The organism is Brevibacillus brevis (genome assembly GCF_031583145.1).
Taxonomy (GTDB): Bacteria; Bacillota; Bacilli; order Brevibacillales; family Brevibacillaceae; genus Brevibacillus; species Brevibacillus brevis_E.
The window spans coordinates 1,951,642-1,964,969 of sequence record NZ_CP134050.1 but is presented as its reverse complement, the minus strand read 5'-3'; the positions used below and the strand labels follow the sequence as shown (position 1 = coordinate 1,964,969).

At 54.9% G+C, this 13,328-nt stretch carries 10 protein-coding genes; 4 read left to right on the top strand and 6 right to left on the bottom strand.

Annotated elements, in window-relative coordinates; all coding sequences use genetic code 11:
• Window positions 1-63: 63 nt before the first annotated feature.
• Window positions 64-3,825 carry a S8 family serine peptidase gene (locus RGB73_RS09775; RefSeq protein ID WP_310771378.1) on the bottom strand — a complete coding sequence of 1,254 codons (3,762 nt, stop codon included), beginning with the start codon at window positions 3,823-3,825 and terminating at the stop codon, window positions 64-66.
• 183 nt (window positions 3,826-4,008) lie between these two features.
• Between RGB73_RS09775 and RGB73_RS09770 the strand changes: the two genes are divergently transcribed.
• The gene (locus tag RGB73_RS09770; protein ID WP_310771376.1) at window positions 4,009-4,458 is read left to right on the top strand and encodes a MarR family winged helix-turn-helix transcriptional regulator; all 450 of its coding nucleotides are present in this window, start codon (window positions 4,009-4,011) and stop codon (window positions 4,456-4,458) included.
• 92 nt (window positions 4,459-4,550) lie between these two features.
• Window positions 4,551-6,140, top strand: coding sequence for an MDR family MFS transporter (locus RGB73_RS09765; protein ID WP_310771374.1), 1,590 nt, complete (start codon window positions 4,551-4,553; stop codon window positions 6,138-6,140).
• 122 nt (window positions 6,141-6,262) lie between these two features.
• Here the strand turns inward: RGB73_RS09765 and RGB73_RS09760 are convergent, their stop codons facing one another.
• The gene (locus RGB73_RS09760; protein WP_396136183.1) at window positions 6,263-6,613 is read right to left on the bottom strand and encodes a winged helix-turn-helix transcriptional regulator; all 351 of its coding nucleotides are present in this window, start codon (window positions 6,611-6,613) and stop codon (window positions 6,263-6,265) included.
• A 173-nt stretch (window positions 6,614-6,786) separates the two neighbouring features.
• Here RGB73_RS09760 and RGB73_RS09755 point away from each other — a divergent pair, with 173 nt between their 5' ends.
• Window positions 6,787-7,953, top strand: coding sequence for an MFS transporter (locus RGB73_RS09755; protein WP_310771372.1), 1,167 nt, complete (start codon window positions 6,787-6,789; stop codon window positions 7,951-7,953).
• A 65-nt stretch (window positions 7,954-8,018) separates the two neighbouring features.
• Here RGB73_RS09755 and sdhB read toward each other — a convergent pair whose 3' ends face one another.
• From sdhB to RGB73_RS09740, 3 genes are read right to left on the bottom strand one after another with little or no spacing between them, the layout of a single operon-like run.
• Window positions 8,019-8,768, bottom strand: coding sequence for a succinate dehydrogenase iron-sulfur subunit (gene sdhB, locus RGB73_RS09750; protein ID WP_310771370.1), 750 nt, complete (start codon window positions 8,766-8,768; stop codon window positions 8,019-8,021).
• 21 nt (window positions 8,769-8,789) lie between these two features.
• Entirely contained in the window at window positions 8,790-10,541 is a 1,752-nt protein-coding gene (sdhA, locus tag RGB73_RS09745) for a succinate dehydrogenase flavoprotein subunit (protein ID WP_310771368.1), read from the bottom strand.
• An 18-nt stretch (window positions 10,542-10,559) separates the two neighbouring features.
• On the bottom strand, window positions 10,560-11,171 hold the full coding sequence (locus RGB73_RS09740) for a succinate dehydrogenase cytochrome b558 subunit (protein ID WP_310771366.1): 612 nt from the start codon (window positions 11,169-11,171) through the stop codon (window positions 10,560-10,562).
• Between the two features lie 319 nt (window positions 11,172-11,490).
• Between RGB73_RS09740 and RGB73_RS09735 the strand changes: the two genes are divergently transcribed.
• A complete protein-coding gene (locus RGB73_RS09735) occupies window positions 11,491-11,937 on the top strand; it encodes a DUF2507 domain-containing protein (RefSeq protein WP_310771364.1) in 447 nt (148 codons plus the stop codon).
• 77 nt (window positions 11,938-12,014) lie between these two features.
• Here RGB73_RS09735 and RGB73_RS09730 read toward each other — a convergent pair whose 3' ends face one another.
• Window positions 12,015-13,256, bottom strand: coding sequence for an aspartate kinase (locus tag RGB73_RS09730; RefSeq protein WP_310771361.1), 1,242 nt, complete (start codon window positions 13,254-13,256; stop codon window positions 12,015-12,017).
• Between the last annotated feature and the right edge of the window lie 72 nt (window positions 13,257-13,328).

Sequence of the window (13,328 nt, the reverse complement as noted above, 5' to 3'; positions counted from 1 at the left end):
TTTCCTCCCGCAAGGCGAACACCCGGCCATAGCGCTCGAATGCGCTACGCCGGGTGTCGACAATCATTCCCTCTTTTTCCCTTGCACTGTGACTTCCGCTTTCGCTTCCCGTCCCAGCGCATCCTTCGCGTTTAATACCAGCTTGTGCTTTCCTTCGAGCACTTGATCCAGCACAAAGCGAAATTCACCGCGATCGTTGATATCAGCCGAAAACTTCCGTTCCCCGTACGTCACCGTCATGGAGATCGTCCCGGTTCCCGTCACTTTTCCTCCGATCGGAACGACCTCTCCGCTTTTCGCCTCCACTTGCTTTTGTGCAAGACTCACGGTCGGCGCCGGCATCGGTCGAGCCTGATACGTGTACCGCTGCTCGCCGTGGTGCAGCACGATTGATCCCGCGTTTGCATCCACGTATCCGTACACGACGATGGCATTCTGGTTTCCCGCCCCGTCCTTGCCCTCGATCAGGATCCGGTTTTCCCCTTGCCCCAGCGCCAGCGTTTGCGTCCAGCTCCTCTGTACCGGCTTTTCCAGCTGATCATCCTCAAAGCTGGAGACGATCTGGCCGTTCACACTGACTTGCCCTTTGTAAGTCTGATCCCGATACATGAATCGGACGGGAACCATGACCTTCTTGCTGCCGGGATCGAACACGACGTCTTCCGTACCGTCATTTTGGAAGGCGAGCAGAGGGGCTGTCGTATCCACAATGATTCGCTGCGTAAACTGCCGCGTGTTGCCGTACATGTCCGATACGCTGTACCCGACGTAACTGAGTCCTTCCGGCAGATGCAGGATGGTTTCAAACGAGCCATCCGCCTCGACCTTCACCGGCGCCTTGTTGATCGTAAGCTTGACGCGGTCGAGCATGTCTTCCCCGGTCACTTTGCCGCGGATCGCCACGTCCGGCTGCTTGGAAATTTTCACGTAGACGAACAGATCGTCAGGGAACTCGATGAATGGCGGGACGGTATCACTTTTCCCGTTGATGTCGACGACGCTAACGTTTCCGGCGTAGTCGTACGCGACTACGCTCATCCGTTTCTCCGGCTGATTGATTACTGTGCCGGACACGCTTGGCGCGTACGGCCCTCCTGCCTTTTTCCCGTTCACGTAGAGCAGATACCCTTGCACATCCTTGTCCTTGCTGTTCCAGTGCACACGGTTGCCCGAGAGCGAAGCGGTAAGATGTGGGGGCTTCGTATCGACGCGAACCGGCAGGGTGAGCGTTTGCCAGTTGGCGTTTCGCCCGTCGATTCTGGCTTTGATCACGAATTGGTAGCTGCCGTCAGGAACTTTTTCATAGATCCCTTTCGCTGGAGAAAAGGCTTTGCCGTCCCAGGCCCACTCTTCCCGCTCCGTGTAGTAATAAGGAGTGCCCAGCTTGGACTGGTCGAACTTGCTGATTCGGTCCACTCTCGTCAGCGAACGGATCAGCTTGCCTGACGTGTCCGTGACGTCCACGACCACCTGGCGGGCATTGCGCAAAAAGGTGATGGAGGGAGCAGCCACGTCGTAATGCCCATCGCCGTTGGGAGAAAAGGCGATTTTCGCCGGATCGATCTGCGCCGTACCGTCTTCCCCTGCTCCGGTCACACCCAAGTATTCGCGGTAACGCCATTTGTCGTTTTGCTTGTCGTGATACCACGTCGTTTTGACTCCTGTCCGCTTCTCTTGGCTTCCCGCACTCCACATCGGCTCGTCCATGACGCGCGGCTCGTCCCATTTTCCGTAAAAGCCGTAATACGGGACTCGCAGCTTGGGCAGCTCCCGATCATCGGGCTGAAAGGAAATAAATCCTTCTGCAAACCGGTTGCGCCCTGCTTCCTTCGGGATTTGCAGCGTCACCTTTACTTCTGCCCTCGTACCCGGGGCAACCGTAATCTGCTGCTTGGAAAACTGCAGCTTCGCCCCTTCGAAAGGCGTCTGTGTCAGCATGTTTACCCCGTTCTTGCGCAAATCGGTCAGCACGCCGAATTCATCCTGGACCTGATAAGTGACCGGCTTTTTCCCGAACTTGTTGTCCACGAACAGGGAAAACTCCGTTGTGGCACCGATTTCCCCAAGCGAAACTCCCGCCTTTCCTTTCCGGTCCACGACGATGACCGGCGTACGGATGGCTTTCGCGATCTGCATCAGACCGGCCCCTTGCACACGCGGGCTGTACGGCACCTTTTTCGTCTGCTTGTCGGTAGCGGTCGAGACGGCATGTCGCGGGTCGATGATCGGCTCGGCCGTATTCATCGCTGCAGCCTTCAATGTCTCCACAAGTGCACGACCCTGTAGCGCGCGTCCCTGCTTTTGGTACGCTTCCTTAAGCAGCGCCATTCCCCCTGCGACGTGCGGGGTTGCCATGGAGGTCCCGCTTTTCACCGCGTACTCGGATTCCCGCACCGTCGACAGGATGCCGCCACCGGGAGCGGCAATTTCCGGCTTGAACTGGAGGTCGGGTGTCGGACCCCAGGAGGAAAACCCGGAGATCGTGCCGCCATCCGGATAAGGCATCGGATTTTGCGCGTATTGGCCGTCGAAGGTAATCGTCACTTTCCTGCCCTTTTTCAGAGCCTGGGCCAGCTGCTCCCCCATCTGCTTCAGGATGGATACGGCAGGAAGCTGCTTGGCGTGCTCAGCGCTGATCAGAAGCGGGCCGCTCTCGTTGTTGTAGATGACGGCCCCGACGGCTCCCGCCTCCTTGGCCAGCCGCAGCTTTTCATCGAACGAGATGTCGCCCCGTTCCAAAAGCACCAGCTTTCCTTTTACGGAGACATTGTAGTCCTCCTTTTTGCCCTTGCCCATGTACACGAGCGGATACGGCTTCATCAGCGCGGAGACGGGCGTCATCACCGTGCCCGATCCCGCGTGGCCGTGCAGATAGACCACCCGCTCCAGTCCTGGCACGCCTTGCACGCCAAAGCTGTACCCGGCCAATGTAGTCGCATTGACGGAGGCTACCGAAAAAGCGTCGGGAGTCAATCCGGGTGATCCGACCATCGCCACGTCCGGGTTTTGCTCCCGTACCTTGTCGCTCCCGAAGTAGGCGTCATTTCCCGCAGCCGCCACCACGATGACGCCATTGTCCACCGCCCGCTTGACGGCGTACTGCTCGGTATTCGTCTCATCCACGTAGCCTGCCGAGGAACCGAGGCTCAGGTTGATGACATCCGCTTTTTTCGCGATCGAATCGTTAATCGCGAACAAAATGGACTCGCTTAGCCCCGGCACTTCCCCCTGGTAATTGGAAAACACCTTCTGGCTCATGATCTGCGCTTCCGGAGCGACACCCTTTAGCTTTCCGTTCGCCGCGATGATTCCTGCCACGTGTACCCCATGCTGCGATTCTCCCACGTCTTCCGTCGTTTGGTTTCGGTCCGCCCAGTTGTAGCCGCGAATGACCTTCTGTGTCGATCCCGACTTTTGCTTGGCCAATCGTTTATCGCGCGGAGCAGGCATATCGGGGTGCTGGGGGTTGACTCCGGTATCCACTACCGAGATCAGCATGCCTTCCCCTTTCACTCCCGCTTTCTCCCATGCTTCGGGAGCCTCGATCATATCCAGCGTCGAGGTCGAAGCGGAGGATACTTTCTCGCCCAGGAATGCATGCGAGATCTTCGACCATTCGTCAGCAACCGCTCTTCCTTCGTTTGCACCCGAGGGGGCCGCCTTGCCTGTATGTAATTGTTGTACGGTCTGATGTACATCATTCATGAGCTGCCTGTACATCTCCGCTGATCCAACTGATGCTTCTGCCTGTACGTGTAGGATGTTTGCCGTTGTCGCGGGAAGCAAAACTAGCGCCAATCCTAAGCTGTAAACTCGTTTTCTCATCGTTTGCCCCCTTTTTGGAAAAGCTTCCATTGTCTTTAAGTTTTCTCTGGGAAGCCCCCACCTATTCCCTTCAATGTGTTCTTGACAAAAAAGTGGGGCAGGGATATATTTAATTACGTTAACTATTTCCCACGTGAAATATTCGGCACAGAAAATGTACGAATTCGACGAGGAGCGACGCCTATGCAACCTGATATTCAGCACGCGATGGAACGCCTGCAAGAGGCCGTTCGATCCACGATGCGCGCCTTGGGTCCGCAATTGTCCGAGCCTTCCTTTGGCTTGACGGGACCGCAGTTTTACATTCTTCACCAGCTGGACCAGAAAGGCAAGTGTACGGTCGGAGAGCTGGCAGATTCGATGGCGGTCAAGCCTAGCGCCATCACTGCCATGATTGACCGTTTGGATAAACACGGGTTTGTCGTCCGCGACAGAGACGAGGATGACCGCCGCGTCGTTCACATCCAGCTCACCGAGGCCGGGCTTGAAACGCTCGCACAAGTGAAACAGCACAGGCTGGGCATTCTCCAGCATTATCTGTCCCATCTGACTTCGGAAGAGCTGGAGAGCATGATTCGCATCTTCGAAAAACTCGCGAAGGTCTCCCCTGCGGACAAGAAGTCGCAAGCATAGGCTCCACTTCCAGGATTGCGGTCCACTGCGCTCCCCCAACTTTCATTTACGTGCATCCAGAGATTTGCGAACAAGAGTAGGAGTGATTGATTTTGGAGGAACAAATGAAGAACCGCGGCTTGCTCATCGCCGGATTGCTCGTGGCGATGCTGTTTTCCGCTTTGGACGGAACGATCGTCGGGACAGCGATGCCCCGCATCGTAGGGGAACTCGGCGGTTTGGGAGTCATGACATGGCTCACCACAGCTTACATGCTCAGTTCTACAACCGTCGTGCCGATCGCCGGGAAACTGGCTGACCTCATCGGCCGAAAATCCGTTTATGTGACAGGCCTGATCATTTTCATGGCAGGCTCGATGCTCTGCGGGATGGCTCAGTCGATGAATCAACTGATTTTCTTCCGCGCCTTGCAAGGGATCGGCGGCGGGATCATGATGCCGATGGCCATGATCATTATCGGGGACGTCTTCACCGGCGAACAGAGGGCCAAATGGCAAGGGGTATTCGGTGCCATCTACGGGCTCTCCTCGATCGTGGGTCCGCAAGTAGGCGGTTGGATTGTCGACTCGCTGGATTGGCGTTGGGTGTTCTACATCAACCTGCCCGTAGGGATTCTGGCAACCGTCATGATCGCGACCGCTCTGAGAGGCTACAAGAAAACAGGACCTGTCCACATTGACATTTGGGGCATGTTCACCATGATTGCCGGGGTCGTCAGTTTGTTGCTCGGACTTACCTTCGGCGGCAAAGACTACCCGTGGGGATCGTGGCAGATTCTGTCATTGTTTGGACTCGCCGTCGTCTTTTTGGCCGCGTTCCTTGTGATCGAGTCCCGAGTCAGCGAACCGATCCTGCCGCTGCGTCTCTTTCAAAACAAGACCTTTTCCCTTCTGTCCGGAATCGGCTTCCTGATGTCTGTAGGGATGTTCGGCGCGATCATGTTCGTACCGCTGTTCATGCAAGGCGTAATCGGAATCAGCGCCTCGGAATCAGGTACCGTCATGATTCCGATGATGCTGTCCATGATGGCGACCAGCATCTTTGGCGGCCGCTTGGTCCACAAGGTCGGGCTCCGGACGCAAATGCTCGTCGGCATGCTCGCCATGGGCCTCGGCTTCTGGCTGCTCTCCGGCATGAGTCTGGAGACGACAAAATGGAGCGCGATGTCGTACATGGTCGTACTTGGCCTCGGGATGGGTCTCGTCATGCCACTGATTACGATTGCGCTCCAGGAATCGTTCCCGAAATCGGAGCTAGGGGTCGTCACTTCTTCCAGCCAATTTTTCCGCCAGATCGGCGGTACATTCGGCATGACGATTCTCGGAGCGGTCATGAACTTTCAGTCGAGCGGCCTCTTGCAGACCAAGCTCGTCCCGTTCCTGGAAAAGCTCCCGTCACAGTCGCATGAGATGGTGCAGCAAATGGAATCGATGATCCACACGAATCCGCAAGGGCTTTACTCGATGATGTACAGCCCGGAGACTTTGGCGAAGATCCCGGCCGCGATTCGCGATACGCTTCTGCCGATTCTGAAGTCTTCCATGGTTGAATCCCTGCACCACGTCTTCCTCTACGGCATGCTTTTCGTCCTGCTCGGTGCCGTCTGTACGTTTTTCCTCGGAAAAATTACGATCAGCAAACCGGGTAAGAAAGAGGATGGCCAAGACCTGAAAGCGTCATAAGAAAACCCTAATCGAGGCCAACTCGCCGATGGGCGACCGCGAAGATGGCCAGGATGTTTATCCTTTCCGATCCGTAAAGCAAAAAGCCGGCAGCTCTTTCCAAGCTGCTGGCTTTTTTATGCTTACACGTCGCTGCCCCATTTCTGCACCCATTTCTCCATCTCCAGCAGAGCCGCCTGAAAGTCGCTTCCCTTCTCCGTCAAAGAGTACTGCACGGTGATCGGTACGGTTGGAAAGACTTCCCGGTGAACGAGGCCGTTCTGCTCCAGATGGCGAAGGGTATCCGTGAGCGATTGGGTCTTGATGACAGACACTCTCCGTTTCAGCTCGTTAAACCGCTGAGGCCCCTGCATCAGCTCACTCAGGACGAGGAACGCCCATTTTGCACCGAGAATTCGCAAGACCGCACAAATCCCCGAATCTTCCGAATGATTTTCTTCCTTCCCACCGTTTGCTGCCTGATCGGACGCCACATCATCCACCACCTTAACTAACAAAAAGTAAGTTGGTCAAAATAACAGGACAATATCCATTTACTTTGCCTTCTTACATTATGTAAGAAAAGATTTTATACTGTCAATCATTCACAACTGCTCGCGTCCCCTCTCCGTGTCAGAGAGCGGAGCGCAATGAAAGGAAGGTATCCATGAATCGCTCGATCCTGTATTTGCTCACCCTCGGTGTTTTTTTGACCGCCACTTCCGAACTGATCGTCGGCGGCATTCTCCAGATCATTGCAGACGACCTGCAGATCTCTGTCGCGCTGGCAGGCCAGCTGATCACCGCCTTTTCCCTCTCCTATGCCATCGGTACACCCATTCTCGTCGCGCTGACCTCCCGACTGGAGCGAAAGCAGGTCCTGGTCGGCTCCTTGCTCGTCTTCATCGCGGGGTGCCTGCTTGCTCTTTGGGGATCCCATTTCGTCATGCTTCTTGCTTCCCGGGTGATCGTCGCAGTCAGTGCCGGGTTATTTCTCGTCGTCTCATTCGGTGCCGTCTCCCGGCTGGCTTCCCCAGACAAAATCGGGAGTGCGATCGGGACTCTGATCCTCGGTTTTTCCGCAGCCATGGTGCTTGGTATTCCTTTGGGCATCGCGATATCGGGCTGGCTGAGCTGGAAACTGATCTTTCTCATGCTTGCCGTCCTCAGTGTCATTTTGCTGTTCGGCCTGATACGCCTGCTCCCTCGCATCGATGGCGGCTCCCACGTCCCGTTTCGACAGCAGCTGCAGCTTCTCAGGCAGCCGGTTTTGCTGCTGACGTTTCTGTTCACCTTTTTTCGGGAATCCGGGATTTCAATGATAAATACGTATGTCACCCCCTTCTTGGTCGACCTGCTGCATTTCACGATCCCGCAAACCGGAGTGATCATGCTCCTCTTGGGGCTGGTCGGAGTAGCCGGTTCCCGCTTGGGCGGATCCGCGACCGATCGCTGGGGCAGCATGCGTATCCTCGTCATCGGGATGCTCGGCATTGTCGTCTCGCTTGCGCTCCTCCCGCTCGCCACGTCTTTGCCCGCACTCGGCGTCTCGTTGCTCGCTGTGGCGTTCGGCAGTCTGTTTTTCCTGGCTCCCTCGGTCCAGACATCGCTGATTTCCCTGTCCCCTGAATCCGCCGAACTTCTTCTTGGCATCAACACTTCGTTCATTCAATTGGGATTGGCAAGCGGTGCAGCTTTCGGAGGGCTGCTCGTCCATTCCACCGCTACCGTCTTTTACAATCCGTGGGGAGCCGCGTTGCTTCTCGCTATTGCACTCGGCGTATGCCTGTCTTCTTTCGCGATGCGAACTCGAAAGCAGGCCGTCTTGCGCTGATCGTCCTCAGCAAAAAAAAGCGTGCAGCCCGTCTTGCGGGTTGCACGCTCTTTTGCTTAAAAGCATTACGAGAAGAAGAATTTCTTCACGGCATGTTTGGTGGTTTCTTTGTTCATGTGAGCGATCGAAGTCGTGAGCGGAATGCCTTTCGGGCAAGCCTGCACGCAGTTTTGCGAGTTACCGCAATCGCCGATGCCGCCGTCTTCCATCAATGCTTCCAGACGCTCGTGTCTGTTCATTTTACCGGTAGGATGCTCGTTGAACAGACGAACTTGAGAGATCGCGAACGGACCGATAAAGTCGGATTTCGCGTTTACGTTCGGGCATGCTTCCAGACATACGCCGCAAGTCATGCACTTGGACAGCTCGTATGCCCATTGGCGATCCACTTCCGGCATGCGCGGACCAGGACCGAGATCGTGCGTACCGTCGATTGGAATCCACGCTTTTACGCGTTTCAACGCATCGAACATACGGCTGCGGTCAACGGACAGGTCGCGTTGTACAGGGAACGTGCTCATTGGCTCCAGACGGATTGGCTGTTCCAGCTTGTCGACAAGCGCAGAGCACGCTTGGCGCGGTTTCCCGTTAATGACCATCGAGCAGGCACCGCATACTTCTTCCAAGCAGTTCGATTCCCAGGTTACCGGCGCCGTTTTTTGACCTTGAGCGTTCAGCGGGTTGCGTTGGATTTCCATCAGCGCACCGATTACGTTCATATTCGGACGGTAAGGAATTTTGAACTCTTCCTTGTACGGAGTGCTGTCAGGGCTATCTTGACGAGTAATAATCAGGTGAATCAATTTCTCTGCCATGATCAGTTACCTCCTGTTTTATTAGTGCTTCGTCGTGTAGTCACGCTTGCGCGGCGCGATCAGAGAAGCGTCAACATCTTCGTAGTAGATTTCTGGCGCAGTCGTTTCCGGATTGAACTTCGCCATCGTCGTCTTCATAAAGTTCTCGTCGTCGCGCTCAGGGAATTCAGGCTTGTAGTGAGCACCGCGGCTCTCGTCACGCTTGAGAGCGCCGAGCGTAATCACGCGAGCCAGTACCAGCATGTTCCACAGGTGACGGGTAAAGGAAGCACCGGAGTTGCTCCATTTGTTCGTATCGTTGATGTTGATTTTTTTGTAGCGCTCCATCAACTCGAGGATCTTGTCATCCGTTTTTTGCAGACGGTCGTTGTAACGTACTACCGTCACGTTGTCAGTCATCCACTCACCCAGTTCCTTGTGGATCAGGTAAGCATTTTCCGTTCCGTCCATTTTCAGGATGTTGTCGTACTTCTCTTGTTCTTTCTTGGCGTAGCCGTCGAAGAGCATGGAAGACAGATCGTCAGACGATTGCTTCAGACCTTCCATGTATTCGATCGCTTTTGGACCGGCTACCATACCGCCGAAGATCGCGGACAAGAGAGAGTTTGCGCCCAGTCGGTTCGCACCGTGTTGGGAGAAATCGCACTCGCCTGCAGCGAACAAGCCAGGGATGTTCGTCATTTGGTTGTAGTCAACCCACATGCCGCCCATGGAGTAGTGAACCGCAGGGAAGATCTTCATCGGCACTTTGCGCGGGTCATCCCCAACGAACTTCTCGTAAATCTCGATGATTCCGCCCAGTTTTACATCGAGCTCTTTCGGATCTTTGTGGGACAGGTCGAGGTACACCATGTTTTCCCCGTTGATACCCAGCTTCATGTCTACGCACACGTGGAAAATTTCGCGCGTCGCGATGTCGCGAGGCACCAGGTTTCCGTACGCCGGATATTTCTCTTCGAGGAAGTACCAAGGCTTCCCGTCCTTGTATGTCCAAACGCGTCCACCTTCTCCACGCGCAGACTCGGACATCAGACGAAGCTTGTCGTCGCCAGGAATCGCGGTCGGGTGGATCTGAATCATTTCGCCGTTCGCATAAATGACACCTTGCTGATAAGCGGCGGATGCAGCGGTACCTGTGTTGATGATCGAGTTGGTCGATTTACCGAAGATGATACCAGGTCCGCCCGTTGCCAGAATGACAGCATCTGCACGGAAGGATTGGATTTCGCCGGAACGCATGTTCTGCGCGGTAATCCCTTTACAGGTCCCTGCATCGTCCAAAACGGCTCCGAGGAAATCCCAATATTCGTACTTGGTGACCAGACCTTCCGCTTCAAAGCGGCGCACTTGCTCGTCCAGAGCGTAAAGGAGCTGTTGACCGGTTGTAGCACCCGCAAACGCCGTACGATGGTGCTGAGTACCTCCGAAGCGACGGAAGTCAAGCAGACCTTCTGGAGTGCGGTTGAACATGACGCCCATGCGGTCCAGCATGTAGATGATGCCAGGTGCTGCGTCGCACATTGCTTTTACAGGCGGCTGGTTCGCCAGGAAGTCCCCGCCGTAAACGGTATCGTCAAAGTGAATCCAGGTGGAGTCGCCTTCCCCTTTGGTATTTACCGCTCCGTTAATGCCACCTTGCGCACAGACGGAGTGGGACCGTTTTACCGGAACCAGGGAGAAGAGCTGGACAGGAACACCTTTTTCTGCTGCTTTGATGGTAGCCATCAAGCCGGCCAAACCACCACCGACAATGATAAGTTTACCTTTTGCCATAGTAAAGTCCCCCTATCCCTATACAATGAAAGCCGACATCGCACGCAGGCCGATGTAGGTTACTACTACGAATACAATCAGGGTGAACCAGGTAGCTACGCGTTGGGAACGCGGTCCCACGGTAATCCCCCAGTGAACCAGGAACGACCAAATACCGTTGGAGAAGTGGAACACGGTGCTGATGATCCCGATTGCATAGAACACGATCATCGCAGGGCTGCTGAAAATGTTCGCCATCATATCGAAGTCAACAGTTGCTCCCATCGCTTTTTGGATGCGAGTTTCCCAAACGTGCCAGACAATGAAAATGAGCGTGATGATACCTGTTACCCGTTGCCACAGGAACATATGGTTCCGGAAGTAGCCGAAGTTCCCTACGTTTTGCTTTGCCTGGAAGGCAATGTAGATACCGTAGATCGCGTGAAACAGGATCGGAATGTAGATGAATACGAATTCAACTACGAGCAGAATTGGAACGGATTCAATCGCGCTGACCGTACTATTGAACGCTTCCGCTCCACGGGTTGCCTGATAGTTTGCTGTCAAGTGGAACAGCAGAAACAGCCCGATTGGAAACAAACCAAGAAGTGAGTGCAGCTTGTGACTGAGAAAGCTATGGCCTTTCGCCATACTATGGTCCCCCTTTCAATGTATGTAACTCTCTTTTGATAGATCTTTCTCCCATATCCTAACCCATTGATTCATCCATTAGACATGACATGCTTCTCTCCACTGCAACGTCTATGTGTGTCGAAATGTGTCAGAACACGGAAAAAAGTTGGGCAAAACTTTGACCAAAACAATTGTACTCCTGTACTCAAAGAGCGTCAAGACAGTGAATAGACTAAATCCATTGATAGATCAAACTTTCCTAAAGGCGATATTTTTCTACTATTCTGTCATAAAAACATCGCTTCCTCATAATCTAGTACAGACAGGAGGGAGCACGATGAAGGAGACTGACCAACTAGCAGCGCTTCTGCCGCAAGAGTCCATCGCCTATGCAGAGAGAATGAATATGCCTTACCTCGGCTATCATCTATTTCGAGAGACGCTCACAAGCAGCCTGCTTGGAGATAGCGAGAGCGCCATTCTTTACTGGCTCGGGAAAGACATCGGACGCAAGATTCCGATCCGTTCGGCTGCCGGAATCGTCCTGCCGTTCATGCGCCTCGGGCTTGGCCAGCTGGACCTGGTGGAGGATAGCGAGCAGCGCGTCCACTACAAGCTCTCCCATGCCATGTTCCATTACATGCCGGAAGAGAGGCTGAGCCGCACCCTCTCGCTGGAATGCGGGATTGTAGCCGGCGCCATCGAGGTGTGGCGGGAGAGAGAAACCACTGCCGAGCTGATGCTGGAGAAAAAAAGCGATATCCGCATCATCGCCACCCATTGACCGGGAGCGTACGCATGGAAAACCCCTCTTCCTCGGTGGGGAAGAGGGGAGTAGTGGTCCTCGTATTCTCCTTGCCCTTACAAGCCGTGGACTACAGCTGTCTCGGCAACATCCAGCCCGTAGGCGGTATGCAGGCTGCGGACAGCGAGCTCGGTCAGTTCGGCCGGAATGACGCAGGAAACCTTGATATCCGATGTGGACACCATTTTAATAGAAATTTCTTGTTCAGCGAGCACGCGGAACATCTCTGCCGCTACCCCCGGGTTGTTCACCATGCCGGAGCCGACGATGGATACTTTCGTCAAGCCTTGCTCGTAGTCTACTTTCTCGAAGCCGAGGGCTGCCTGATGCTGCTGCAGGGTGTCCAGCGCCTTCTTCAGATCGTCAGCGTCTACCGTGAAGGAAATGTTCGTCACCGCTGCGTCGTACGAGCTCTGAATGATGATGTCCACATTCACCTGATGATCCGCCAGCGTATTGAACAGGCGGGAGAGCGTACCTACCTTTGCTGGCATCCCGACCACTGTAATTTTTGCGACGTCCTCGTCATGTGCGACGCCACTTACCACTCTTCCTGTTTCCATATTGGCAACCTCCTCTACGTACGTACCCTCTTCGGCGGTAAAGCTGGAGCGGACCACCAGCCGTACCTTGTATTTTTTTGCGGCCTCTACCGAACGCGGATGCAAGACTCCCGCTCCGAGATTCGCCAGCTCGAGCATCTCGTCGTACGAAATGCTGTCCAGCTTGCTCGCAGCCGGAACAACCCGCGGGTCTGCCGTGTAGACACCGGAGACATCCGTGAAAATTTCGCATTTCTCGGCATTCAGGCTGGCCGCCAGCGCCACTGCCGACGTATCCGACCCGCCGCGCCCCAGCGTCGTGATTTCGCCCTCTTCACTGATGCCCTGGAAGCCCGCGACGATGACGACGCGCCCCCGTCCCAGCTCGGAGTGAATCCGGTCCGTATCGATTTTCTGGATCCGCGCCCGTCCGTGGATGGATTCTGTTGTGACTCCCGCCTGCCAGCCCGTCAGCGAAATCGCGTCGTAGCCTTTCGTGTTCAGCGCCATCGCCAAAAGCGCAATCGATACCTGCTCCCCCGTGGTCAGCAGCATATCCATTTCGCGCTCGGACGGGTACGCCGTGATCTGTTTGGCCATATCCACCAGCACATCCGTGGATTTCCCCATGGCGGAGACCACTACGACGATATCGTGTCCCTCTTCTTTGTAGCTGATAATCCGGTCCGCTACTCGCAAAATTCGCTCAATGGTACCTACGGAGGTTCCCCCGTATTTTTGCACGATCAACCCCATGCGGCTTCTCTCCCTTTTCCGTTTATCCAATTCGTTGGTAGTTTTTATCCATTCGTATGGTTTATGTTTTCT